At 48.8% G+C, this 22,468-nt stretch carries 22 protein-coding genes and 1 other annotated feature; all 22 genes read left to right on the top strand.

Translation table 11 applies throughout. The features are described from left to right. Positions 1 to 31: 31 nt before the first annotated feature. The 22 genes from AUL54_RS02955 (at position 32) to pyrE (ending at position 22,415) form a co-directional block, all read left to right on the top strand. On the top strand, positions 32 to 1,312 hold the full coding sequence (locus tag AUL54_RS02955) for an acetylornithine deacetylase (protein ID WP_060965042.1): 1,281 nt from the start codon (positions 32 to 34) through the stop codon (positions 1,310 to 1,312). 60 nt (positions 1,313 to 1,372) lie between these two features. Then, positions 1,373 to 1,624 (top strand): YlmC/YmxH family sporulation protein, encoded by a 252-nt coding sequence (locus tag AUL54_RS02950; protein WP_003154415.1) that lies wholly within the window; start codon positions 1,373 to 1,375, stop codon positions 1,622 to 1,624. Between the two features lie 152 nt (positions 1,625 to 1,776). Further along, the gene (pgeF, locus tag AUL54_RS02945; RefSeq protein ID WP_060962840.1) at positions 1,777 to 2,613 is read left to right on the top strand and encodes a peptidoglycan editing factor PgeF; all 837 of its coding nucleotides are present in this window, start codon (positions 1,777 to 1,779) and stop codon (positions 2,611 to 2,613) included. A gap of 6 nt (positions 2,614 to 2,619) precedes the next feature. Continuing rightward, the gene (locus tag AUL54_RS02940; protein WP_060962839.1) at positions 2,620 to 3,312 is read left to right on the top strand and encodes a YggS family pyridoxal phosphate-dependent enzyme; all 693 of its coding nucleotides are present in this window, start codon (positions 2,620 to 2,622) and stop codon (positions 3,310 to 3,312) included. Then, the gene (gene sepF / locus AUL54_RS02935; RefSeq protein WP_060962838.1) at positions 3,309 to 3,767 is read left to right on the top strand and encodes a cell division protein SepF; all 459 of its coding nucleotides are present in this window, start codon (positions 3,309 to 3,311) and stop codon (positions 3,765 to 3,767) included. Before AUL54_RS02940 ends, sepF begins: the two co-directional genes overlap by 4 nt. Positions 3,768 to 3,773: 6 nt before the next feature. Further along, positions 3,774 to 4,052, top strand: a complete 279-nt coding sequence (locus AUL54_RS02930) for a YggT family protein (RefSeq protein ID WP_016936193.1) — start codon at positions 3,774 to 3,776, stop codon at positions 4,050 to 4,052. A 61-nt stretch (positions 4,053 to 4,113) separates the two neighbouring features. Further along, positions 4,114 to 4,884, top strand: a complete 771-nt coding sequence (locus AUL54_RS02925) for a YlmH family RNA-binding protein (protein ID WP_047475109.1) — start codon at positions 4,114 to 4,116, stop codon at positions 4,882 to 4,884. Between the two features lie 95 nt (positions 4,885 to 4,979). Further along, positions 4,980 to 5,474 carry a septum site-determining protein DivIVA gene (divIVA, locus tag AUL54_RS02920; RefSeq protein ID WP_003154406.1) on the top strand — a complete coding sequence of 165 codons (495 nt, stop codon included), beginning with the start codon at positions 4,980 to 4,982 and terminating at the stop codon, positions 5,472 to 5,474. 61 nt (positions 5,475 to 5,535) lie between these two features. After that, positions 5,536 to 5,763 (top strand) — a binding site (T-box leader). 51 nt (positions 5,764 to 5,814) lie between these two features. Next, on the top strand, positions 5,815 to 8,580 hold the full coding sequence (ileS, locus tag AUL54_RS02915; protein ID WP_060962837.1) for an isoleucine--tRNA ligase: 2,766 nt from the start codon (positions 5,815 to 5,817) through the stop codon (positions 8,578 to 8,580). A gap of 150 nt (positions 8,581 to 8,730) precedes the next feature. After that, on the top strand, positions 8,731 to 9,102 hold the full coding sequence (locus AUL54_RS02910; protein ID WP_060962836.1) for a TraR/DksA family transcriptional regulator: 372 nt from the start codon (positions 8,731 to 8,733) through the stop codon (positions 9,100 to 9,102). Positions 9,103 to 9,203: 101 nt separating this feature from the next. Beyond that, positions 9,204 to 9,665, top strand: a complete 462-nt coding sequence (gene lspA / locus AUL54_RS02905) for a signal peptidase II (protein WP_060962835.1) — start codon at positions 9,204 to 9,206, stop codon at positions 9,663 to 9,665. A 1-nt stretch (position 9,666) separates the two neighbouring features. Further along, positions 9,667 to 10,581, top strand: a complete 915-nt coding sequence (locus AUL54_RS02900) for an RluA family pseudouridine synthase (RefSeq protein WP_047475104.1) — start codon at positions 9,667 to 9,669, stop codon at positions 10,579 to 10,581. A gap of 188 nt (positions 10,582 to 10,769) precedes the next feature. Continuing rightward, entirely contained in the window at positions 10,770 to 11,315 is a 546-nt protein-coding gene (pyrR, locus tag AUL54_RS02895; RefSeq protein WP_003154392.1) for a bifunctional pyrimidine operon transcriptional regulator/uracil phosphoribosyltransferase, read from the top strand. Between the two features lie 153 nt (positions 11,316 to 11,468). Then, positions 11,469 to 12,779 carry a uracil permease PyrP gene (gene pyrP / locus AUL54_RS02890; RefSeq protein WP_060962834.1) on the top strand — a complete coding sequence of 437 codons (1,311 nt, stop codon included), beginning with the start codon at positions 11,469 to 11,471 and terminating at the stop codon, positions 12,777 to 12,779. Between the two features lie 141 nt (positions 12,780 to 12,920). Further along, positions 12,921 to 13,835, top strand: a complete 915-nt coding sequence (locus AUL54_RS02885) for an aspartate carbamoyltransferase catalytic subunit (protein WP_060962833.1) — start codon at positions 12,921 to 12,923, stop codon at positions 13,833 to 13,835. Continuing rightward, complete coding sequence (locus AUL54_RS02880; RefSeq protein ID WP_060962832.1) at positions 13,819 to 15,105, top strand: dihydroorotase; 1,287 nt, start codon at positions 13,819 to 13,821, stop codon at positions 15,103 to 15,105. The genes AUL54_RS02885 and AUL54_RS02880 overlap by 17 nt, the downstream gene beginning before the upstream one ends. Further along, positions 15,102 to 16,196, top strand: coding sequence for a carbamoyl phosphate synthase small subunit (locus tag AUL54_RS02875; RefSeq protein WP_049628440.1), 1,095 nt, complete (start codon positions 15,102 to 15,104; stop codon positions 16,194 to 16,196). Before AUL54_RS02880 ends, AUL54_RS02875 begins: the two co-directional genes overlap by 4 nt. Then, the gene (carB, locus tag AUL54_RS02870) at positions 16,181 to 19,396 is read left to right on the top strand and encodes a carbamoyl-phosphate synthase large subunit (RefSeq protein WP_060962831.1); all 3,216 of its coding nucleotides are present in this window, start codon (positions 16,181 to 16,183) and stop codon (positions 19,394 to 19,396) included. Before AUL54_RS02875 ends, carB begins: the two co-directional genes overlap by 16 nt. Continuing rightward, positions 19,393 to 20,163, top strand: a complete 771-nt coding sequence (locus AUL54_RS02865) for a dihydroorotate dehydrogenase electron transfer subunit (protein ID WP_060962830.1) — start codon at positions 19,393 to 19,395, stop codon at positions 20,161 to 20,163. Before carB ends, AUL54_RS02865 begins: the two co-directional genes overlap by 4 nt. Continuing rightward, positions 20,163 to 21,098: a dihydroorotate dehydrogenase gene (locus AUL54_RS02860; protein ID WP_060962829.1), complete on the top strand. Its 936-nt coding sequence runs from the start codon at positions 20,163 to 20,165 to the stop codon at positions 21,096 to 21,098. The genes AUL54_RS02865 and AUL54_RS02860 overlap by 1 nt, the downstream gene beginning before the upstream one ends. Next, entirely contained in the window at positions 21,067 to 21,786 is a 720-nt protein-coding gene (gene pyrF, locus AUL54_RS02855) for an orotidine-5'-phosphate decarboxylase (RefSeq protein ID WP_060962828.1), read from the top strand. The genes AUL54_RS02860 and pyrF overlap by 32 nt, the downstream gene beginning before the upstream one ends. Next, positions 21,783 to 22,415, top strand: a complete 633-nt coding sequence (gene pyrE, locus AUL54_RS02850; protein WP_016936179.1) for an orotate phosphoribosyltransferase — start codon at positions 21,783 to 21,785, stop codon at positions 22,413 to 22,415. The genes pyrF and pyrE overlap by 4 nt, the downstream gene beginning before the upstream one ends. Positions 22,416 to 22,468 lie beyond the last annotated feature (53 nt).

Genomic DNA, 22,468 nt, shown 5'->3' with positions numbered 1-22,468 from the left:
TTTTTTAATACAGCAAAAGGAGAGATGTTCAATGAATCAGCTTGACATGCTGCTGCAGCAGGCGGATAAACGGCGGGGCGATTTAATACATATTGCTGAAAGGTTGATCGCCTTTCCGACACCGGCTCCGCCTGCAAGAAATACAGCAGAAGCTCAGAAGTGGGTGGCCGGATTTTTAAAAGAAATGGGCTGCTCGGTCGATATGTGGGATGTGTACCCGGAAGACCCGAACGTAGTCGGTGTTTTAAAAGGGACAGATTCAAGCGGGCATCAAAGCCTGATTTTAAACGGACACATTGACGTAGCCGAAGTCAGGGATGAAGACTGGGACTCTGACCCGTTTCAGCCGCTCGTTAAAGCCGGCATGCTGATCGGAAGAGGCGCCGCTGATATGAAAGGCGGATTGGCGTGTGTTCTTTTTTCTCTGAAGCTGATCCATGATGCCGGCATTGAGCTTGCGGGCGACCTCATTGTACAGTCTGTGATCGGAGAAGAAGTCGGCGAGGCGGGGACGCTGGAATGCTGCAAACGCGGCTATCACGCGGATTTTGCGGTTGTCGCGGATACGAGCAGCCTGCATATTCAAGGGCAGGGCGGAGTCATCACCGGCTGGATAGAATTGAAAAGCAAACAAACATTTCATGACGGCATGAGGCGCAATATGATTCATGCGGGCGGAGGCATATTCGGAGCGAGCGCAATCGAAAAAATGGCGAAAATCATCACTGCCTTGGGAGAGCTGGAACGCCACTGGGCGGTAACGAAAAGCTATCCCGGCTTTTCACCAGGCACCAATACGATCAACCCCGCCGTTATTGAAGGGGGAAGGCACGCAGCGTTTGTCGCCGATGAATGCCGATTATGGATTACCGTCCACTTTTACCCGAACGAAACGCACGAACAAGCTGCGGCAGAAATCGAAGACTATATCAATCGTGTCTCTGACGGTGATCTGTGGCTCAGGGAAAACAGGCCGGTGTTCAAATGGGGCGGATCTTCCATGATTGAAGACAGAGGAGAGGTCTTCCCGGCGCTGGAAATCGACCCGGACCATCCGGCCGTTTCTGTTCTGGCGGAATCGCACTCAGCCGTCAAACAACAGGAGCCCGTCATTGATGTTTCCCAAACCGTAACAGACGGAGGATGGCTTTATCATGCCGGGATTCCGAGCGTCATATACGGACCCGGCGATTTAAAAAACGCCCATTCCGTAAACGAAGAAGTGTCCGTCGATGAGCTGATGGACTATACGAAAATCATGCTGAGATTTATCCACACCTGGTGCAGCCGCAAAAAAGATTGCCCGATGTGACAAGGTTCAGCCCGGCCGCTCATATAATAGGAAAAAGAACGGGCAAAGGGCGTGATACAAATGATCAGCATATCTGAATTTCAAATAAAAGATGTAGTAAACGTGTCGAACGGAAAAAAACTCGGAAGCATCGGTGATATTGATATTAATGTGACAACGGGAAAAATTCAGGCGATTATTTTAGGCGGCAGCGGAAAAGTTCTCGGTTTTTTCGGAAAAGAAGAGGAAATGATCATTCCTTGGCGAAATATAGTTAAAATTGGGGAAGATGTCATCTTAGTGCGTGTAAACGAACCAAAGGGGGGAGCATAATCCTCCCTTTACTTGTAAAAAGCCGGAAATCTCAATGTTTCCGGCACATTTATTTATCTCATTTTTCAATCAGCCGCTAAACGTATGCTTAAAATTGTGTTAAAATGAGTGGGAAATTCGCTTTTTAATGTTTGTCGAAAGGTTGGATCTTCATGAATACATATCACCCGTTTAGTTTTACCACCCCCTCGGCACTCATGATAGAAGACTGGAACCGTGTGAATCAGCATAACACAAAGGTCATCGCCGGATTCACAACGAAAAACGGCGGTGTCAGCAATCCTCCGTATGAGTCATTAAATACCGGATTGCACGTCCGGGACGAAGCTCATGATGTTGTGAAAAACCGTGAAATCATAGCGTCCTTATGCGGTACTGATCTGGATTCCTGGGTATTCGCCGATCAGACACATGAAAACCGCGTCCGATGCGTGACAGCGGGAGATAAAGGTAAAGGGGCGAGAGACTATTCCTCCGCATTCCGCGGGACTGACGGGCTCTATACGAAAGATACGGATCTTTTTTTGGGCCTGTGTTTTGCAGACTGTGTGCCTTTGTATTTTTATGACCCGGTGAAATCCATGATCGGCGCTGCCCATGCCGGATGGAAGGGGACGGTCAGACAAATCGGGTGCATCATGACGGAACGCTGGGTAAACGAAGAAGGCTCCCGCTTAACAGATATTCAGGCCGTCATCGGTCCGTCCATCAGCGCGGACAGCTATACCGTCGACGACCGCGTCATCAATGAAGTCCGGGCGCTGCCGTTTTCCGCAGAATCCGCCATACGCGAAACGGAAAAAGGCCGGTATCAGCTTGATTTAAAAGAGGTCAACCGCCTTCTTCTGATACATTGCGGCATTCCGGAAGAAAACATTTCAGTCAGCGGTTTATGCACCGAACAAGAGCGTGAACTATTCTTTTCACATCGCCGCGACAAAGGAAAAACGGGACGCATGATGTCCTTTATCGGAATGAAGGAGGCATAAGTTATCTTGCGTGTTGCTGATCAATTACGACATATAAACGAAAGAATAAACGAAGCATGTAAAAGATCGGGCCGAAGCCCCGAAGATGTAACCGTCATCGCGGTTACAAAATACGTATCAGCCGAAAGGGCTCAAGAGGCCGTGGATGCCGGTATTACAAGTCTGGGAGAAAACCGGGATGCCGAGCTTATCCGTAAGCAGGATGTCATCAAAGGCAGCCCCGTGTGGCACTTTATCGGCAGTCTTCAGTCCAGAAAGGTGAAGGCCGTCGTTGACCGTGTATCTTATATACATTCCTTAGACAGACTGTCATTGGCTAAAGAAATTGAAAAACGGGCGCAGCATGCGGTTCGCTGTTTTGTGCAGGTGAATACTTCGCTTGAGCCGTCTAAGCACGGTTTGAAAACAGAGGAGGTCATCCCCTTTATCAGAGAGCTTTCTGAGTTTAGAAACATTTCTGTAGAGGGCCTGATGACGATGGCTCCCCTGACAGACGATACAGAAACAATCAGAGCCTGTTTCCGACAATTGCGTGATCTGAGGGACCAGGTGCAAAAGCTGAACCAGACAAACGCACCGTGCCGGGAACTGTCAATGGGCATGTCAAATGATTATGAAATCGCTGTTGAAGAGGGCGCTACTTTTATCAGAATCGGCTCTTCATTAGTCGGAAATGAAACAGGGGGTGTAAACAAATGAGCATGAAAAATAAACTGAAAAACTTTTTCTCGATGGATGAGGAGGAGTACGAATACGAATACATTGAAACGGAGCAGGATCGTCCGGAAGAGCATGAACAGCAAAAAGATAAACAGAGTGCCTACGCTCAGAAGCCTGCGGGCAAACAGAACGTAGTAAGCTTGCAAAGTGTTCAGAAATCCTCTAAAGTGGTGTTGAGTGAACCGCGTGTATATGCGGAAGCGCAGGAAATCGCCGATCATTTAAAGAACAGGCGGGCGGTTGTCGTCAATCTTCAGCGCATCCAGCATGATCAGGCGAAAAGAATCGTCGACTTTTTAAGCGGAACCGTCTATGCCATCGGCGGCGACATTCAAAGAATCGGTTCGGATATTTTTCTGTGCACGCCTGATAATGTCGATGTTTCCGGCACGATTTCGGAGCTTATAAATGAAGACGAACATCAGAGGTGGTAAAGCAGGATGATTCTTTATCAAATTTTTTCCGTTCTGAGTTATTTAATTTACATCTACTCGTTTGCCCTGATTATCTACATCTTTATGTCATGGGTGCCGAGTACGAGAGAAACGGCGGTCGGACGGTTTCTCGCATCGATTTGCGAACCGTATTTAGAGCCGTTCAGAAGGATCATTCCGCCCATTGCCATGCTGGATATATCCCCGATTGTAGCGATTATCGTGCTTCGGTTTGCCACGACGGGACTTTGGGGCCTATACCGCATGATCGCAATGTATACTTGAATGCGACAGTTTGATACGGGCTTGGCACCAGCCAAGCCTCTTTACATAGAAAGGAAAGAACATGAGCGATATTTACCAGCACTTCAGACACGACGAGCGGCCTTTTATCGACCAGGCGCTTGAATGGAAAGAGATTGTCCTGGACCAATATCGGATGAAGCTGACTGATTTCTTAGATCCGCGGGAACAGGTGATTGTAAAAGCCGTCATCGGCGATGCGTGCGGTCTTGCTTTTTTTGGGGGATATGACAGAGCTGAGCGCAAACGCGCGATTTTATACCCTGAATATATGGAACCTGAACAAGATGATTTTGAGCTTCAGGCCTTTGACGTTCAATACGCTGAAAAATTCGTCAGCATCGATCACCGCTCTCTTCTCGGATCATTAATGGGGATCGGCTTAAAGCGGCAGAAATACGGCGACCTGATTTTCTCAGAGGAAGCCGTGCAGCTTATCGTTTCCGGTGAAATCGCCGATTTTGTCGGCACTCAGCTGACCAAAGCGGGCAAAGCGCCGGTAAAGCTTGAGAAAATCGAGCTTTCGGCCCTTCACATTCCCGCTTCAGATGTCGAAATAAGGGATGACACGGTTTCTTCATTGCGTCTCGACGCCGTCTGCGCTTCGATGAGCAGGCAATCCCGGCAGAAAGCGCAGACCCTTGTGAAAAACGGGCTCGTTAAGGTGAATTGGAAAGCCGTTGAGGATCCGTCCTATCAGGTTGCTGAAGGGGACATGCTTTCGATTCGGGGCTTCGGACGATGCAGTTTGACAAAAGTAGACGGAAAAACGAAAAAAGACAAATGGAAAGTCACATTCGAACGGCAAAAATGAGTCGTTTTTTCAGATTTTTTCTCCATCTATGGCCGTATTTGTTTTATAATGTGAACTAGATAACCGTACTGAAATGTAAAAATGGAGGTGGCAATATGCCATTAACGCCGAATGATATCCATAACAAAACGTTTACAAAAGGTTTTCGCGGATATGATGAAGATGAAGTAAATGAATTTTTAATGCAGGTCAGAAAAGATTACGAAATCGCACTCCGTAAAAAAACGGAGCTTGAGGCGAAAGTGAACGAGCTGGATGAAAAAATCGGACACTTTGCCAATATTGAAGAAACGCTGAATAAGTCAATTCTCGTAGCTCAAGAAGCGGCAGAAGACGTAAAGCGCAATTCGCAGAAAGAGGCGAAGCTGATCGTCCGTGAAGCAGAAAAAAATGCTGATCGAATCATCAATGAGTCGCTTTCCAAATCAAGAAAAATCGCAATGGAAATTGAAGAGCTGAAAAAACAGTCTAAAGTGTTCAGAACGCGTTTCCAAATGCTGATTGAGGCGCAGCTTGATCTGCTGAAAAACGATGATTGGGATCATCTGTTAGAATACGAAGTCGACGCGGTATTTGAGGAAAAAGAATAATTTTCAGATTTTCTTGACATTCTTCGGCCCGTTCGAATATAATACGTTCATAAATTCAGATGAAAAGACGATGAAAGGGACCGGCATGACTCAAAGCAGGCCATAAAGCGAACCGGGGAAGGTGAAAGCCCGGGATGGCCGGAATCATGCAGATCAGCCCTTTAGTTTCCTTTCTGAACCGAGAGTAGGAAAGGACGTTCCATCACGTTACGATGTTCGAGAGGAAAAGACGGATGATCCGTTTTTTCTAAAAGGGTGGTACCGCGAGATAAGCTTTCTCGTCCCTTATGGGATGAGAGGGCTTTTTTTATTTTCTGAAAAATGTTGTGGAGGAATGAAAATGGATTATAAAGATACGCTGTTAATGCCGAAAACAGATTTTCCGATGCGCGGAAATCTGCCGAACCGTGAGCCTGACATGCAGAAAGAATGGGAGGAGCAGGATATTTACCGTCTTGTTCAAGAACGGACGAAAGACCGCCCGAAATTCGTACTGCATGACGGACCTCCTTATGCAAACGGAGACATCCACATGGGTCATGCCCTGAATAAAATCCTGAAAGATTTTATCGTCCGCTATAAATCAATGAGCGGCTACAACGCACCGTATGTGCCGGGATGGGACACGCACGGTCTGCCGATTGAAACGGCACTGACAAAAAACAAAAAAGTGAACCGGAAAGAAATGTCTGTAGCCGATTTCCGCAAGCTTTGCGAAGAATATGCATGGCAGCAGATCGAAAGACAGCGCGAACAATTCAAGCGTCTCGGCGTCAGAGGCGATTGGGAAAACCCTTATGTTACGCTTCAGCCTGAATTTGAAGCGCAGCAGATCCGCGTTTTCGGCGAGATGGCGAAAAGAGGCTATATTTATAAAGGCCTGAAGCCTGTCAACTGGTCGCCTTCAAGTGAATCTGCCTTAGCAGAAGCGGAAATTGAATATCAGGATAAACGTTCGGCATCCATTTATGTTGCATTTAAGGTGAAAGACGGTAAAGGCGTTCTCGAGAACGGAGAAAGCTTTATTATCTGGACGACGACGCCGTGGACAATGCCTGCCAACCTCGGAATTTCCGTTCATCCTGATCTTGAATACAATGTCATCAAGGTTGGAGACAAGCGTTATGTAGTAGCGGCTGAATTAATCGAAAGCGTAGCGGAGGCATGCGGCTTTGAAAATCCTGAAGTTGTCGCATCGTATAAAGGCAGAGAGTTAGAATACATCACTGCAGAACATCCGCTTTACGGCAGAGATTCACTCGTCATGCTCGGTGACCACGTCACAACCGATGCCGGAACAGGCTGTGTTCATACTGCTCCGGGCCACGGGGAAGATGACTTTATCGTCGGCCAAAAGTACGGCTTAGAAGTACTTTGCCCTGTCGATGAAAAAGGCAACATGACCGACGAAGCGCCGGGCTTTGAAGGAATGTTTTACGATAAAGCCAATAAACCGATCACAGAGAAGCTTGAAGAAAACGGCGCGCTCTTAAAGCTCGAGTTTATTACACACTCTTATCCGCATGACTGGAGAACAAAAAAACCGACTATCTTCAGAGCGACAGCGCAATGGTTTGCGTCAATTAAAGATTTCAGACCGGATCTGCTTGATGCCATCAAACAAACGAAGTGGGTGCCGGAGTGGGGCGAACAGCGCCTTTACAACATGGTGCGCGACCGCGGCGACTGGTGTATTTCAAGACAGCGCGTCTGGGGCGTTCCGATCCCGGTATTTTATGCTGAAAACGGTGAGCCGATCATCACTGACGAAACGATTGAACACGTTTCTGAGCTGTTCAAACAGCACGGCTCAAACGTCTGGTTTGAAAGAGAGGCAAAAGACCTTCTGCCTGAAGGATTTACACATCCGGGAAGCCCGAACGGAATCTTTACGAAAGAGCAAGACATTATGGATGTATGGTTTGATTCAGGTTCTTCTCATCAGGCCGTTCTTGAGGAACGTGATGATCTCGTCCGCCCGGCTGATTTATACCTTGAAGGCTCTGACCAATACCGCGGCTGGTTTAACTCATCTCTTTCAACTGCCGTTGCAGTCACCGGCAAAGCGCCGTATAAAGGCGTATTAAGCCACGGATTTACACTTGATGCAAACGGCCGTAAAATGAGTAAATCACTCGGCAATACGATTGAGCCGACAAAAATCGCAAAACAGCTTGGAGCTGAAATTCTGCGTTTATGGGTTTCTTCCGTAAACTATCAGGCCGATCACCCGGTTTCTGAAGATATTCTGAAGCAGGTCGCGGAAGTATACCGGAAAGTCCGCAACACGTTCCGCTTCCTTCACGGCAACCTGTTCGATTTCGATCCAAGCGTCAATGCCGTTGATGTAAAAGATCTTCGTGAAGTGGATCAATATATGCTGATCAAGCTGAATAAGCTGATCGATAAAGTGAAAAAAGCGTACGATGAATATGAATTTGCGGTTGTTTATCACAGCATTCATAATTTCTGTACGATCGAGCTCAGCTCTTTCTATCTTGATTTCGCAAAAGATGTCGTGTACATCGAGCATGCGGATCATCCGGACCGCCGCAGCATGCAGACAGTCTTTTATGAAACGCTGCTGGCGTTAGTAAAGCTGACTGCGCCGATTCTCCCTCATACGGCGGATGAAATGTGGTCTCACTTATCATTTGTTGAAGAGGCGAGCGTGCAGCTGACAGATATGCCGGAAACCATCTCTGTTCCGAACAGTCAGGCGACAGAAGAAAAATTCGACCGTTTCATGGAGCTTCGCAATGACGTGCTGAAAGCTTTGGAAATTGCCCGTAACGAAAAAATTATCGGAAGATCATTGGAAGCGAGTCTGACTTTGTATCCGAACAAAGAAAACCGCGACCTCTTATCATCCATTAAAGAAAATATCGCACAGCTGTTTATCGTCTCAGAACTGACAGTAAAAGACGAAAGCGAAGCGCCGGAAAACGCGCAAAGCTTCACAACAGGAAAAATGACCGTAGAAAAAGCGGAAGGTCAGATGTGTGAGCGGTCCCGCGTGATTTCTAAAGATGTCGGCGCCAATCCGAAGTATCCGACATTATCACTGCGCAATGCGGAAATCGTTGAAAAATATTATCAAAATTAATGAATGAGAAAGCGCCCGGCTGACAGCCGGGCGTTTTTTTACATGCCACTAATGTCATCGATTAGAACGATAGGAAAAATCTTATGGGCTTCAAATGGCGCTCTGGAGGCAACAATAAAGCTATAACATCAAGAGCAGGAGTTGTGATGAATGAATGATCAACTGACCGCAATCCACACGGAGCTTCTCATGATGAAAGAAGAACTTCAATCAAGATTATTCGAATATTCTTGCTTTCAAATGTCAGCATCTGTTGAACCTTCAATGAACGACCAGGAAGCAACTCTGATCTATCATGTAAAAGAAGAACTGCAGGATGTTCTTCTTGCCCTGTCTAAGTTTGAAAACAATACGTACGGTTATTGTGAAAAAACAGGCGCCCCCATTCCGATTGACAAGCTTGCGGTATTGCCGACGGCCAGAACCGCTGATGATTTTTATTATCCCGCTCAATTTGAAAAGAAAACCCTTCCATACTGGGTACCCGGAGATTATGCATATGATCAGGCGCTGTATGAGTGACAGCGTCTGTCTTCATGCCCTTATGATCTGCCTTTACTCCGGCATCTTTTACTGATAAAATTCATAAAGGATAAAAGTAACTGTATACTGGAGGAACGTGTGTGCTTTATTATCTTATCGCTCTTTTTATTATTATTGCCGACCAATTAACCAAATGGCTTGTCGTCAGCCATATGGAATTGGGACAAAGCATACCTGTCATCGATCAGGTGCTTTATATCACCTCTCATCGCAACACGGGAGCGGCATGGGGAATTTTAGCCGGCCAAATGTGGTTTTTCTACGTCATTACCATCGCCGTGATTATCGGAATCGTTTATTACATACAGCGTTATGCAAAAGGGCAGATGTTACTCGGAATTTCTCTCGGCTTAATGCTGGGAGGTGCAGCCGGAAATTTTATCGACCGGGCGGCACGCCAGGAAGTAGTCGATTTTATTCATATCATCATCGTGAATTATCACTATCCGATTTTTAATATCGCGGACTCCTCACTGTGCGTCGGCGTCATACTTTTATTTATTCATATGCTGTTTGACAGCGGGAAAAAGAAGGAGCAATAACATGAATCAATTTGAGATAACCGTTCAGCCTGAACAAAAAAGCGAACGGATTGATAAATTTTTGGCCGCAGCAGGAGAAAACTGGTCACGCACTCAGGTGCAGCAATGGGTGAAAGAGGGACTGGTAACCGTTAACGGCAAATCCGTCAAAGCCAACTACAAAATGCAGCCCGGCGATCAGGTAACCGTCACCATTCCTGAACCGGAAGAACTGGACGTGCTTGCAGAGCCGATGGATCTGGATATTTACTATGAGGATCAGGACGTCTTGGTTGTGAACAAACCGCGGGGCATGGTCGTACATCCGGCGCCCGGCCATGTGACAGGGACGCTCGTAAACGGACTGATGGCTCACTGCAATGATCTTTCAGGCATTAACGGCGTCATGCGCCCGGGAATCGTCCATCGTATTGATAAAGATACCTCCGGCCTGTTAATGGTCGCTAAAAACGATATGGCGCATGAATCACTCGTTAATCAGCTCGTCAATAAAACCGTGACGAGAAAGTACACAGCGGTTGTCCACGGGTTGATTTCACATGATGACGGAACGATTGACGCTCCGATCGGAAGAGATAAGAAAGACCGTCAAAGCATGACCGTAACAAGAGAAGGCAGCAAAAACGCCGTCACGCATTTCCACGTGCTTGAGCGTTTTCAAGACTTCACGCTCGTAGAGTGCCGTCTTGAAACCGGAAGAACGCATCAAATCCGCGTTCATATGAAATATATCGGGTTTCCTTTGGCAGGCGATCCGAAGTACGGACCGAGAAAAACCATTGATTTCAACGGCCAGGCGCTTCATGCCGGAATATTAGGTTTTGATCATCCGCGGACGGGCGAATACATGGAGTTTGAAGCGCCCCTTCCTGAAGATATGCAAAAACTCATTGAACATTTGAGAAATAGCCATTGACAGCGACTTTCTTTTCTGAAATAATAAAAACAAGCTGAATAGATTCTTTAACACAGTCCAGAGAGGCTGAGAAGGATAACGGAAAGGACAGAAGAGATACGTGTGTGTCTTCGTCCTGGAAAGGAACCCCTCTATGCTCTGGCAGGAGGGGTTTTTTCTTCTTATATACGAATGGAGAGGTGTCACGAGTGAATCAAAAAGCTGTTATTCTCGACGAACAGGCCATCAGAAGGGCGCTGACAAGGATAGCCCATGAAATGATCGAACGGAATAAAGGAATGAATGACTGCATTCTTGTAGGGATTAAAACAAGAGGCATTTATTTAGCAAAGCGGCTGGCTGAACGGATCGAACAGATTGAAGGAAATCCGGTCACCGTCGGAGAAATTGATATTACCCTTTACCGTGACGATCTCACCAAAAAAACGAGCAATGAAGAACCGCTTGTAAAAGGCGCGGACATTCCGGCTGATATCACAGACCAAAAGGTCATTGTGGTCGATGATGTGCTTTATACCGGCCGGACGGTGAGAGCGGCGATGGATGCACTCGTTGATGTCGGACGGCCGTCATCGATACAGCTTGCCGTGCTTGTCGACAGAGGGCACCGGGAGCTGCCGATCAGAGCGGACTATATCGGGAAAAACATCCCGACTTCAAAAGCTGAAAAAGTGATGGTTCAGCTGAGTGAAGTTGATCAGACTGATATGGTCGCCATATACGAAAATGAATAATCACCCTTTTTAAATGCATTCCAGAGAGTCTGCAAAGAGGATTTTAAAACACAAAGCCGGGCGGATCGACGCGGCCGGGTTTTGTATGCCTCTTTGCGTATAAGCAAAGAGGTTTTTTTATACCATTTGAAAGTCAACCGGGAGGAAAACGCCATGAGTAAGAAAAAAGTAAACCTGGGAGTCAGGGACGTCCCCAATCCATTGTCCTGGCTGACATTCAGCCTGCAGCATTTATTCGCCATGTTCGGCTCAACCATACTCGTGCCGAAACTGGTCGGAATGAGCCCGGCAGTGGCGCTTGTCACGAGCGGAATCGGGACACTCGCCTATCTATTGGTGACAAAAGGCCGGATTCCCGCTTATCTCGGCTCATCATTCGCCTTTATATCACCGATTATCTTGGTGAAAGCGGCGGGAGGGCCGGGGGCTGCCATGGTCGGCGCTTTCCTGGCGGGAATTGTGTACGGCCTGATCGCACTGCTCATCAGGCAGCTTGGAACGGGGTGGCTGATGAAGCTGCTGCCGCCGGTGGTCGTCGGACCGGTCATCATCGTCATCGGCCTCGGATTGGCGAGTACAGCTGTCAATATGGCAATGTATGCTGATCCGAATGCGAAGGAACTCGTCTACAGCCTGAAACATTTCAGTGTAGCCGGCGTCACTTTGGCCATCACCATTATCTGCGCCATCTTTTTACGGGGATTTTTAAGCCTGATTCCGGTATTGATCGGCATTATAGGCGGATATCTGTTTGCGCTGACGCAGGGCATCGTCAATTTCCAGCCGGTCATTGATGCAAAATGGTTCGCCGTTCCTGAATTTATCATCCCTTTCAAAGACTATACGCCGTCAGTGACGTTGGGCATTGCGGCTGCGATGGTGCCGGTCGCTTTCGTGACGATGTCAGAACATATCGGCCATCAAATGGTGCTGAGTAAAGTTGTCGGACAGGATTTCATTAAAAAGCCGGGACTGCACCGCTCCATAATGGGGGACAGTGTTGCGACGATCATCGCTTCGTTAATCGGCGGCCCGCCGACGACGACATACGGCGAGAACATCGGAGTACTTGCAATTACGAGAGTGTTCAGCGTCTTTGTCATCGGCGGCGCCGGCGTGATTGCGCTGTGCTTCGGATTTATCGGCAAAGTTTCAGCGCTGATCAGCTCTGTTCCGTCAGCGGTTATGGGAGGCGTTTCCTTCCTGCTCTTCGGAATCATCGCCTCCAGCGGCTTGAGAATGCTGATTGACAACAACATTGATTATGAAAACAAGCGAAATTTAATTATCACATCCGTCATCCTCGTGATCGGCGTCGGCGGTGCGTTCATTCAAGTATCAAAAGGCGGGTTTCAAATATCCGGCATGGCGCTTGCGGCAATCGTCGGAGTCATCCTGAACCTTGTCCTGCCGCACGCAAATGACGAAGACACGGACGTAACGGAAAAACAAAATCATATGTAAACCTTTTAAAGAAAGTCCAGAGAGGCTTGGAAGGGTTATAACGGGAAGAAGCTGTACGCCGCTTCTCTCTTTAACCGCACCCCGAGTCTATAGACCGGGGTGTTTTTTACGGCCTTCAAGCGGAAACGGAGGAGAAAAAACATGAATCATTTAACGGCGATGTCTGAACTGAGCGCGGCTGAAATTACAGAACTGCTGTGTGAGGCAAAAGCGATAAAAGAGGGTACAGTCCGCCCTGATCTCGCGGGAAAATTCGTTGCGAATCTGTTTTTTGAACCGAGCACGAGAACGCGGTTCAGCTTTGAAGTGGCGGAAAAGAAACTCGGAATGAACGTGCTCAGCTTAGACGGCACGAGCACAAGCGTTCAAAAAGGCGAGTCCCTATACGACACGGTCAGAACACTGGAATCAATCGGAGCGGACGCCTGCGTCATCAGGCACAGCACGGATGAATATTACAAAGATCTGACAGACAGAGTCAATATTCCGATCTTAAACGCAGGCGACGGCTGCGGCCAGCATCCGACTCAGTCATTGCTCGATTTAATGACGATTCAAGAGGAATTTGAGACCTTTCAGGGTCTGACAGTTTCCATTCATGGCGATATCAAACACAGCAGGGTGGCAAGGTCAAATGCCGAGGTGCTGACAAGGCTCGGCGCACGCGTGCTGTTTTCAGGGCCGCCGCAATGGCAGGATGAGAAAAACGCCTTCGGCACCTGTGTACAGACGGATGAAGCCATACAAGCTTCAGATGTCGTCATGCTGCTCCGCATTCAAAATGAAAGGCATCAGACAGAAGCCGACCAAAAAGGCTACCTGGAAGCATACGGGCTGACCGCAAAGCGGGCGGAAAGCATGAAGCGGCATGCCATTATCATGCATCCCGCACCGGTGAACAGAGGAGTCGAAATTGACACAACATTAGTAGAATGCGAAAAATCAAGAATTTTTAAACAAATGGAAAACGGTGTGTATATCAGAATGGCAGTCTTAAAAAGAGCACTGCAAACCAATGCGAAAAGGGGAGAAGCGGCTTATGTCTTATCTCATTAAAAACGGCTGGATGCTAAATGAACAGGGAGAAAAAGTGAAACAGGATATCCGGGTAACAGGAGAAATCATTGCGGAAACCGGCATTCTGACCGCACAAGACGGAGAAACGGTGATTGACGCTGACGGACTGTTCGTCTCACCGGGACTCGTGGACCTTCATGTGCACTTCAGAGAACCGGGCGGCGAGAAAAAAGAAACCATTGAAACTGGCTCTAAAGCTGCGGCGCGCGGCGGTTTTACCACAGTCGCCGCCATGCCGAATACAAGGCCTGTGCCGGATACGAAAGAGCAGATGGAATGGCTGCAAAACCGGATCAAAGAAACCTCATCTGTCAGGGTTCTTCCTTACGCATCCATTACGATCAGACAAACCGGCCAAGAAATGACAGATTTTAAGGCGCTTCATGAAGCGGGCGCATTCGCCTTTACCGATGACGGCGTCGGCGTTCAGACGGCCGGAATGATGTATGAAGCCATGAAAAAGGCGGCTTCAATAAATAAAGCGATTGTCGCTCATTGTGAGGATAACTCACTTATTTACGGCGGAAGCGTGCATGAAGGTTCTTTTTCAAAAGCGAACGGCCTGAACGGTATACCTTCCATTTGTGAAGCGGTACATATCGCCCGTGACGTGCTTCTGGCGGAAGCGGCGGGCTGCCATTACCATGTGTGTCATATCAGCACGAAAGAATCCGTCAGAGCCGTAAGAGACGCAAAAAAAGCGGGAATCCGCGTGACAGCCGAAGTGTCGCCGCACCACCTGCTGCTTTGTGACGAAGATATCCCGGGACTTGATACCAATTTTAAAATGAATCCGCCGCTTCGCAGCAAAGAGGACAGAGCGGCGCTGATCGAAGGGCTTTTAGACGGCACGATTGATTTCATCGCCACAGACCATGCGCCGCATACAGAAGAAGAGAAAAACACGGACATGAAGCTTGCGCCTTTCGGTATCGTCGGTTTAGAAACAGCCTTTCCGCTTCTGTACACACATTTTGTGAAAAACGGGGCGTGGACGCTGAAGCAGCTGGTTGATTTCATGACAACAAAACCTTGCGAGGCGTTCGGTCTTCCGTACGGAACGCTTGCACCGGGCGCGCCGGCTGACATCACCCTGATTGATCTGGAAAAAGAAGCGGCCATTGACAAAGATACATTTTTATCTAAAGGAAAAAATACGCCATTCAACAAGATGAAGTGCTTCGGCTGGCCTGTTGCAACGATGGCTGCCGGTAAGCTTGCATATGAAGAAGGGAGACTCGTCAAATGAAAAGAAGACTAGTGCTGGAAAATGGAGCGGTATTTGAGGGTGAAGCATTCGGGAGCCTGGAGCATACCGCGGGTGAAGTCGTATTCAACACGGGAATGACCGGTTATCAGGAAATTTTATCAGACCCTTCCTACTGCGGGCAGATCGTGACGCTGACGTATCCTCTGATCGGCAACTACGGGATTAACAGAGATGACTTTGAATCCATCACTCCCTTTGTAAAAGGGCTGATCGTAAAAGAACTGTGCGAGCTGCCTTCCAACTGGAGATCTGCTTACACGCTTGACGAGTACTTAAAAATGAAAAATATCCCCGGCTTACAAGGGATCGACACGCGAAAGCTCACAAGAATGATCCGCACGGCCGGTGCATTAAAAGGAACATTTGCATCTTGCGAGGAGGATGTCGAAGCGGTTCTGACACGTCTGAAAGAAACGGAACTGCCGAGAAATCAAGTCGCTCAAGTATCGGCGAAAACGGCTTATCCGAGTCCGGGCCGCGGCAAACGCATCGTACTCGTTGATTTCGGCATGAAGCACGGCATTTTAAGAGAATTAAACAAACGAAAATGTGATGTCATCGTTGTGCCGTACAATGTAACGGCGGAAGAAGTGCTCCAGCTGAAGCCGGACGGCATCATGCTATCTAACGGACCCGGAGATCCGAAAGATGTGCCGGAAGCGATTGAGATGATAAAAGGCATTCTCGGGAAGGTGCCGTTATTCGGAATCTGTCTCGGCCATCAATTATTTGCGCTGGCATCAGGAGCGGATACGGAAAAAATGAAATTCGGACACAGGGGCTCCAACCATCCGGTTAAAGAGCTTGCGACAGGGAAAGTCGCTTTAACCGCTCAAAACCACGGATATACAGTTTCTTCTATAGATGAGACGGAGCTAGAAGTGACGCATATTGCGATCAATGACCAAACGATCGAAGGCCTCAAGCATAAAACATTGCCGGCATTTACAGTTCAGTACCACCCCGAGGCTTCACCGGGGCCGGAAGATGCCAATCATTTATTTGACAGATTCATTGATTTGATCGAAACAACTGAGAAAGAAGGGGAAGCGGTATGCCAAAACGCGTAGATATTAAAAAGATTTTAGTGATCGGATCAGGCCCGATTATTATCGGACAGGCGGCGGAATTTGATTATGCGGGCACACAGGCGTGTCTCGCTTTAAAGGAAGAAGGCTATGAAGTCATTCTCGTAAACTCAAATCCGGCAACGATTATGACGGATACGGAAATGGCCGACCGGGTATACATCGAACCGCTGACGACGGAATTTCTCACGCGTATCATCAGAAAAGAGCGGCCGGATGCCATCCTGCCGACCCTTGGAGGGCAGACCGGACTGAATCTTGCCGTCGAGCTGTCTGAACTCGGGGTTCTTGAGGAATGCGGAGTGGAAGTGCTCGGCACAAAACTGTCCGCCATCCAGCAGGCGGAAGATCGCGACTTATTCCGTACACTGATGAATGATCTGAATGAACCGGTGCCGGAAAGTGAGATTATCCGCACTTTGCAGGAAGCTGAGGAATTTGTCAGCCGGATCGGATTTCCGGTTATCGTGCGCCCCGCTTACACATTAGGCGGAACGGGAGGAGGCATCTGCTCGAATGAAGCGGAGCTGAAAGAGATTGTCGAAAACGGATTAAAACTAAGCCCCGTCCATCAATGCCTATTGGAAAAAAGCATCGCCGGCTACAAAGAGATCGAATATGAAGTCATGAGAGACAGCAGAGATCACGCGATCGTCGTCTGCAATATGGAAAATATCGACCCGGTCGGCATCCATACGGGCGACAGCATCGTCGTTGCTCCGAGCCAGACGCTGAGCGACCGGGAATACCAGCTTTTGCGCAATGTTTCATTAAAGCTGATCCGCGCGCTCGGCATAGAAGGCGGCTGTAATGTTCAGCTCGCGCTCGATCCCGACAGCTTCCAATATTACATTATCGAAGTGAATCCGCGGGTGAGCCGCTCATCAGCACTCGCCTCAAAAGCGACGGGTTACCCGATCGCAAAGCTTGCGGCGAAAATCGCCGTCGGGCTTTCTCTTGATGAAATGATGAATCCCGTAACGGGAAAAACATATGCGGCTTTTGAGCCCGCGCTTGACTATGTCGTGTCAAAAATCCCGCGCTGGCCGTTTGATAAATTTGAGTCGGCAAACCGCAGACTCGGAACGCAGATGAAAGCCACCGGAGAGGTCATGGCTATCGGACGCACCCTTGAAGAATCGCTGTTAAAGGCGGTCCGCTCATTGGAAGCCGATGTCTATCACCTGGAACTGAAGGATGCGGAAGAGATTTCTGACGGACTTTTGGAAAAACGGATCAGAAAGGCCGGAGATGAACGGCTGTTTTACCTTGCCGAAGCGTTCAGAAGAGGCTACACAGTCGAGCAGCTTCATGAGTTTTCCGCAATTGACGTCTTCTTTTTGCACAAGCTCTGTAAGCTGGTCGCTTTTGAAACCGAGCTGAAAGCGGAAAAAGGCAGCCTCACCGCCCTGCAGACAGCGAAGGAACTCGGTTTCTCCGACAAATACATCAGCCGGGAATGGAATATGCCGGAACAAGAGCTGTACCAAATGAGAAAAGAAGCATCCATCAAGCCTGTATATAAAATGGTGGATACGTGCGCGGCGGAATTCGAATCAGAAACCCCGTACTTCTACAGCACATATGAGGAAGAAAATGAATCTGAAGTGACATCAAGAAAAAGTGTCGTCGTCCTCGGCTCCGGCCCGATCCGCATCGGACAGGGCGTCGAATTTGACTATGCGACCGTTCACTCTGTCTGGGCGATCAAGCAGGCAGGCTATGAAGCAATTATTATCAACAACAACCCTGAGACAGTGTCAACTGATTTCAGCATTTCAGACAAGCTGTATTTTGAACCGCTGACGGTTGAAGATGTCATGCATATCATTGATTTGGAACAGCCGGAAGGCGTCGTCGTTCAATTCGGCGGCCAGACGGCGATCAATCTTGCGGAAGAATTGAGCGCCCGCGGCGTCAAGATTCTCGGCACATCACTTGAGGATCTAGACCGTGCGGAAGACCGGGATAAGTTCGAGCAGGCGCTTGAGGCGCTGAACGTGCCGCAGCCGCTCGGAAAAACCGCTGTGTCGGTGAATGAAGCGGTCAAAATTGCCGAATCCATCGGCTATCCGGTTCTTGTCCGCCCTTCATATGTGCTCGGCGGCCGGGCGATGGAGATCGTCTATCACGAAGAAGAGCTGCTTCACTATATGAAAAATGCGGTCAAAATCAACCCGCAGCATCCGGTGTTAATCGACCGTTATCTGACGGGGAAAGAAATTGAAGTCGACGCCGTATCTGACGGCGAAACAGTCGTCATCCCGGGAATTATGGAGCATATCGAGCGGGCCGGAGTCCATTCAGGGGATTCAATCGCCGTCTATCCGCCTCAGTCTTTAAGCGGAGACATTAAGAAAAAAATCGAACAATACACTGTAGCCTTGGCAAAAGGCCTCAACATTGTCGGCTTGCTGAACATCCAATTCGTCCTGTCGCAAGGTGAAGTGTATGTGCTTGAAGTAAATCCGCGGTCAAGCAGAACCGTGCCGTTCTTAAGCAAAATCACAAAGATTCCGATGGCGAATCTGGCGACAAAGGTCATTCTCGGCCAAAAGCTTGCTGATTTCGGCTATCAAGAGGGACTGCAGCCGGAACAGCAGGGGGTGTACGTGAAAGCGCCTGTCTTCTCATTCGCGAAGCTGAGAAGAGTGGATATTACATTAGGGCCTGAAATGAAGTCGACGGGAGAGGTCATGGGCAAAGATTCAACTCTTGAAAAAGCGCTCTATAAAGCACTGATTGCCTCTGGCATTCAAATTCCGAATTACGGATCGGTGCTGTTGACCGTTGCTGATAAAGATAAAGAAGAAGGACTTCTGATCGCGAAGCGGTTCCATGCTATCGGCTATAACATCATGGCGACGGAAGGAACAGCCGCTTATTTGAAAGACGCTCAGATTCCGGCTCAGGTTGTCGGGAAAATCGGCGAAGAAGGGAAGAATCTCATCGACGTCATCAGAAACGGAGAAGCGCAATTTGTCATCAATACGCTGACAAAAGGAAAACAGCCGGCCAGAGACGGCTTCAGAATCCGCCGTGAATCCGTTGAGAACGGAGTCGCCTGCCTGACATCTTTAGATACGGCCGAAGCCATTTTGCGGGTGTTGGAAAGCATGACATTCCGGGCGGATCATATGCCTGCATCCAAAACCAATCCAAAGGCGGCCGTTACGGTATGAAGAAAGCGCACTTGACTGTTCAATCCAACTCAGAAATTGCCGACCGGATTTATAAGATGGTGCTGAAAGGAGAGCTTGTCCGGCACTTTACCGAGCCGGGACAATTTCTTCATCTGAAGGTAAGTGACGCGGTCACGCCGCTATTAAGAAGGCCGCTCAGCATTGCGGACGTCAATTTCGCCGCAGATGAAGTATCCGTTATCTACAGAGCTGACGGTGAGGGAACGCGTCTTTTGTCTGAGAAAAAAGAGGGCGGCAGGATAGACGTTCTCGGCCCTCTCGGCAACGGATTCCCCGTCCGGCGGATAGAACCCGGAAAAACCGCGCTGTTAGTCGGAGGCGGAGTCGGGGTTCCGCCTTTGCAGGAACTGTCAAAGCGCCTGACGGAAAAAGGCGTAAACGTTATTCATGTGCTTGGGTTTCAATCAGCAAAGGATGTTTTTTACGAACAGGAATGTCTCGCGTACGGAGATACCTACGTGGCGACGGCTGACGGAACATATGGAGAAAAAGGATTTGTCACCGATGTCATCCGCGAAAAGCAGCTCGAATTCGATGTCCTGCTCAGCTGCGGGCCGACACCGATGCTGAAAGCGCTGAAGCAGCAGTACGGCCATAAAGAAGTTTACCTTTCGATGGAAGAGCGGATGGGCTGCGGAATAGGGGCCTGCTTCGCCTGCGTGTGCCGTACGGGCGAAAGCGATACGTCGTATGTAAAAGTCTGCCTTGACGGGCCGGTATTTAAAGCTGAGGAGGTGGCGCTGTAATGTTAGAGGTGAATCTGCCGGGTCTCCAATTGAAAAACCCGATCATCCCCGCTTCCGGATGTTTCGGTTTCGGGAAGGAATATGCCGGATTTTACGATTTATCATGCCTCGGAGGCATCATGATTAAAGCCACCACGAACGAAGCCCGCTTCGGAAATCCGACACCGAGAGTGGCGGAGACAAGCGCGGGAATGCTGAATGCCATCGGACTGCAAAATCCCGGTCTGGAGCATGTGCTCAATCATGAGCTGCCTTGGCTCGAACAGTTTGACACGCCGATTATCGCAAACGTCGCGGGTTCTCAGGTGGAAGACTATAAAGAAGTAGCCGAACGCATCAGCCAAGCGCCGAATGTGCATGCGCTTGAGCTGAACATCTCGTGTCCGAATGTCAAAACGGGCGGGATTGCTTTTGGAACTGATCCCGCCATGGCGGCCGATCTGACAAAAGCGGTGAAAGAAGTTTCCTCAGTGCCTGTGTATGTGAAGCTTTCTCCTAATGTCGCAAACATAACCGAAATTGCGAAAGCGATTGAAGCGGCCGGTGCTGACGGGCTGACGATGATTAATACACTCGTCGGGATGAGGCTCGATCTTAAGACGGGACGGCCGATTTTAGCAAATAAAACGGGCGGACTGTCAGGCCCGGCGATCAAACCGGTCGCCATCCGGATGGTATACGAAGTCAGCCAGGCCGTTGACATTCCGATTATCGGGATGGGCGGCGTCCAGACCGCAGAAGATGCATTAGAATTTCTTCTCGCCGGAGCAAGTGCGGTTGCCGTCGGGACGGCCAACTTCGTCAATCCGTTCGTCTGCCCGGAAATCATTGAACAGCTCCCTCGTGTGCTGCGCCAATACGGTTATCAATCTGTAAGTGAATGCATCGGAAGGAGTTGGAAACATGCAGAACAACCTGCCCATCATCGCGCTTGATTTTGCATCAGGAGAAGAAACTTTAGCGTTTCTAGATTTGTTTAAAAAGGAAAGGCTGTTTGTCAAAACGGGGATGGAACTTTTTTATCAGGAAGGACCCGCCATCATTCACCAATTAAAAGAACGGAACTGTGATATATTTTTAGATTTGAAGCTTCATGATATTCCGACTACAGTCAATAAAGCGATGAAGCGGCTTGCGGGCCTCGGTGTTGATCTCGTCAATGTGCATGCCGCAGGGGGCGGACGCATGATGCGCGCAGCTCTTGAGGGGCTTGAAGAAGGCACGCCGGCAGGCAAAAAACGCCCGTCATTAATCGCAGTCACCCAGCTGACGAGCACTTCAGAGCAGATGGCGAAGGAAGAGCTTCTGCTGCAAAAGCCGCTGTTAGAAACGGTTGTACATTACGGCAAAATGGCTGAAGAGTGCGGGCTGGACGGAGTGGTATGTTCAGTTCATGAAACAAAAGCCATTTATGAAGCGGTCCGGCCGTCATTTCTGACAGTCACGCCGGGCATCCGCACGGCCAATGACGCAGCTGATGATCAAGTCCGGACGGCGACTCCGTCATTTGCGAAAGAAAACGGTTCGTCTGCCATTGTCGTAGGCCGTTCAATTACAAAAGCGGAAAACCCCGTTAAAGCATATGAAGCCATTAAACTGGAATGGGAGGGCGTTCGCCGATGAAACAGGCTATCGCAAAACATCTATTACACATTGAAGCTGTCTTTTTACGCCCGAATGAGCCGTTTACGTGGGCGAGCGGCATTTTATCGCCGATTTATTGTGACAACCGTCTGACATTGTCGTATCCAAAAGTGAGAAATGATGTGGCGGACGGGCTCGGCAGACTGCTGAAAGAGCATTTCCCCGAGGCGGAGATGATCGCGGGCACTGCCACGGCAGGCATTCCGCATGCTGCGCTTCTCGCAGACCGTACAGGCGCTCCGATGTGCTACGTCAGAAGCAAACCGAAAGCGCACGGCAAAGGAAATCAAATAGAAGGCGCCGTTAAAAAAGGACAAAAAACAGTCGTGATTGAAGACTTGATTTCTACCGGGGGCAGCGTGCTTGAAGCTGCGGCGGCCCTTCAAAGAGAGGGCGCGGAAGTTCTCGGCGTCCTTTCAATTTTTACATACGGACTGCCGAAAGCAAGAGAAGCCTTTAAAAAAGCGGGTCTGCCGTACTACTCGTTAACAGATTATGACACGCTGATTGAAGTAGCGCTTGAAAACGGAACGATACATTCAGATGACATTGAGAAACTGAAATCATGGAAACAAAATCCCGAGTCAAAAGATTGGTTTAAAAAATAATGACAATAAAACAGGCCTCAGGGCCTGTTTTATTATTCCTATCAAAAAACTCG

The organism is Bacillus sp. SDLI1 (genome assembly GCF_001553895.1).
Taxonomy (GTDB): Bacteria; Bacillota; Bacilli; order Bacillales; family Bacillaceae; genus Bacillus; species Bacillus siamensis.
This window is presented reverse-complemented; position numbering and strand designations above follow the sequence as displayed.

Bases quoted from the DNA above. Each gene is read 5' to 3' on its own strand.
- AUL54_RS02955 (WP_060965042.1), top strand. From the start codon at position 32: ATGAATCAGCTTGACATGCTGCTGCAGCAGGCGGATAAACGGCGGGGC.
- AUL54_RS02950 (WP_003154415.1), top strand. From the start codon at position 1,373: ATGATCAGCATATCTGAATTTCAAATAAAAGATGTAGTAAACGTGTCG.
- pgeF (WP_060962840.1), top strand. From the start codon at position 1,777: ATGAATACATATCACCCGTTTAGTTTTACCACCCCCTCGGCACTCATG.
- sepF (WP_060962838.1), top strand. From the start codon at position 3,309: ATGAGCATGAAAAATAAACTGAAAAACTTTTTCTCGATGGATGAGGAG.
- AUL54_RS02930 (WP_016936193.1), top strand. From the start codon at position 3,774: ATGATTCTTTATCAAATTTTTTCCGTTCTGAGTTATTTAATTTACATC.
- AUL54_RS02925 (WP_047475109.1), top strand. From the start codon at position 4,114: ATGAGCGATATTTACCAGCACTTCAGACACGACGAGCGGCCTTTTATC.
- divIVA (WP_003154406.1), top strand. From the start codon at position 4,980: ATGCCATTAACGCCGAATGATATCCATAACAAAACGTTTACAAAAGGT.
- ileS (WP_060962837.1), top strand. From the start codon at position 5,815: ATGGATTATAAAGATACGCTGTTAATGCCGAAAACAGATTTTCCGATG.
- AUL54_RS02910 (WP_060962836.1), top strand. From the start codon at position 8,731: ATGAATGATCAACTGACCGCAATCCACACGGAGCTTCTCATGATGAAA.
- AUL54_RS02900 (WP_047475104.1), top strand. From the start codon at position 9,667: ATGAATCAATTTGAGATAACCGTTCAGCCTGAACAAAAAAGCGAACGG.
- pyrP (WP_060962834.1), top strand. From the start codon at position 11,469: ATGAGTAAGAAAAAAGTAAACCTGGGAGTCAGGGACGTCCCCAATCCA.
- AUL54_RS02885 (WP_060962833.1), top strand. From the start codon at position 12,921: ATGAATCATTTAACGGCGATGTCTGAACTGAGCGCGGCTGAAATTACA.
- AUL54_RS02880 (WP_060962832.1), top strand. From the start codon at position 13,819: ATGTCTTATCTCATTAAAAACGGCTGGATGCTAAATGAACAGGGAGAA.
- AUL54_RS02875 (WP_049628440.1), top strand. From the start codon at position 15,102: ATGAAAAGAAGACTAGTGCTGGAAAATGGAGCGGTATTTGAGGGTGAA.
- carB (WP_060962831.1), top strand. From the start codon at position 16,181: ATGCCAAAACGCGTAGATATTAAAAAGATTTTAGTGATCGGATCAGGC.
- AUL54_RS02865 (WP_060962830.1), top strand. From the start codon at position 19,393: ATGAAGAAAGCGCACTTGACTGTTCAATCCAACTCAGAAATTGCCGAC.
- AUL54_RS02860 (WP_060962829.1), top strand. From the start codon at position 20,163: ATGTTAGAGGTGAATCTGCCGGGTCTCCAATTGAAAAACCCGATCATC.
- pyrF (WP_060962828.1), top strand. From the start codon at position 21,067: ATGCAGAACAACCTGCCCATCATCGCGCTTGATTTTGCATCAGGAGAA.
- pyrE (WP_016936179.1), top strand. From the start codon at position 21,783: ATGAAACAGGCTATCGCAAAACATCTATTACACATTGAAGCTGTCTTT.